Annotated in this window: 2 protein-coding genes; one reads left to right on the top strand and one right to left on the bottom strand. The window is 57.5% G+C overall.

The genetic code is table 11. The annotated features are described in order from the left end of the window. Nucleotides 1–895 (top strand): carboxylesterase family protein (locus KHO31_RS38905; RefSeq protein ID WP_211626128.1); only part of this gene is annotated, 895 nt, incomplete at its 5' end. 154 nt (nt 896–1,049) lie between these two features. On the opposite strand, the gene KHO31_RS38900 is transcribed toward KHO31_RS38905, so the two are convergent. After that, nucleotides 1,050–1,944: carboxylesterase family protein (locus KHO31_RS38900; RefSeq protein WP_200579104.1), on the bottom strand; the 895-nt coding region annotated here is incomplete at its 5' end.

Raw genomic sequence — 1,944 nt, 5'->3', positions numbered from 1 at the left:
TGCCGGCCTGTTTCAGAAAGCGATTGGAGAAAGCGGTGCGTTCTGGGAAACCCCGCATGGCGAAATGAAAACGGCCGCCAACGCTCAGACCATGGGTATTGCGCTTGGTACGCAATTCAACGCCGCCACCGTCGATAAGCTCAGGGCCGTGCCCGCACTGCAACTGCAAACCGCAACCAATTGGACCTTGGCTACGGACCCGAGCGTGACCAACTTCTCTCCGAACCTCGATGGGTATGTTCTGCCAGAGAATCCCTACGTGCGTTTTATGAACGGACGCCAGAACGATGTGCCGCTTCTGGCCGGATGGAATGCGGACGAAGGCATGACGTTCCTTCCCGTCGGGCTGCCACACGAGACAGTGCAGGCCTATACGGATGCCGCAACGATCGAATTCGGCGCGGCGAACCTTGCAAGCTTCCTTCAGTTGTATCCCGCATCATCTGTCGCTCAGGCAGTCCAGTCAGCACAAAATCTAGTCGGCGATCAGACGATCAAGTATCAAACTTGGGGCTGGGTCACCCAGCAGTTGAAGACCGGGCATTCGCCTGTGTATACGTATCATTTTGAGCAAACGTCGGCTTATAACCCCACTGCGTCTCATGGGACAGAGGTTGCATATGTTTTTGGAAATTTAACGCCGATCGGAACGGGAGCCGTATCGACACAGGATCTCACTGTGTCAGATACGATGCAGTCCTATTGGACAAATTTTGCACGGTCGGGAAATCCCAATGGCGCGGGTTTGCCGCAATGGCCACTGTATGCGGGCGCAGGCAGCCAAGCCATGCGGATTGGAGGCGTTATTCAGTCGGGCCAGGAGGAAGGTACCGCACGCTACCAGTTCCTGGATCGGTTTCGGGTGAATGGCCTGATTACGACCGTTCAACCGTAGTCTGGGGCCGCACCGGCATATGCGGGCCGCTCCTGCGTCATGCCGGCGGCTGTCTCGTTACGTCCGAACATCGCCAGGGCGCACGCCTGCGAACCGCCACCGTATGAGTCATTCGAATAAAGCTGAATGGAAGATCACGATGGCGGCACCCGGGTTACTGCTGGCTGACAGTAATCAGTCCGTTCACCCGAAACCGATCCAGGAACTGGTAGCGTGCGGTACCTTCTTCCTGGCTCGGCTCGATGACGTTACCGATGCGCATGGTTTGACTACCGGCGCCCGCGTACTGTGGCCACTGTGGCAGTGCCGAGCCGTTAGGGTTGCCCGACCGCGCAAAATTCGTCCAGTACGACTGCATCGTATCCGACACGGCGAGATCCTGTGAGCTTACGGCTCCTGTTCCAGTCGGGGTGAGGCTGCCAAAGACGTACGCAACTTCAGTCCCGTGTGTTGCGGAGGGATTGTAGGCCGATGTTTGCTCAAAGTGATACACGTACACGGGCGAACGTCCGGTCTTCTGCTGCTGGGTGACCCAGCCCCAAGTCTGATACTTTATGACCTGATCCCCAATCAGACTTTGGGCCGACTGCGCGGCCTGGGTCGCAGTAGCAGCTGGATACGCCTGCAGGAAGCTCGCGAGATTTGCTGCGCCAAACTCGGCAGCGGCAGCGTCGGTGTAGGCCTGAACAGTCTGGTGCGGTAGTGCGCGATTAAAGAATGCGAGACCTTCGTCTGCATTCCATCCAGCCAGAAGGGGCACATCGTTCTGGCGTCCGTTCATAAAACGCACGTAGGGATTCTCTGGCAGAGCATATCCATCGACAATCGGAGAGAAGTTGGTCACACCCGGGTCCGTTGCTACGGTCCAGTTGGTCGCTGTCTCCAGTTGCAGTGCGGGCACGGCCCTGAGCTTATCGAGGGTGGCGGCGTTGAATTGCGTACCAAGCGCGATACCCATTGCCTGCGCATCAGCGTACGGTTTCATTTCACCGTGTTCACTTTCCCAGAACGCACCGCTTTCTCCAATCGCTTTCTGAAACAGGCCGGCG

The organism is Paraburkholderia domus, assembly GCF_905220705.1.
Classification (GTDB): Bacteria; Pseudomonadota; Gammaproteobacteria; order Burkholderiales; family Burkholderiaceae; genus Paraburkholderia; species Paraburkholderia domus.
The sequence above is the reverse complement of the archived record's forward strand: the minus strand, read 5'-3'. Positions and strand labels throughout refer to the sequence as shown.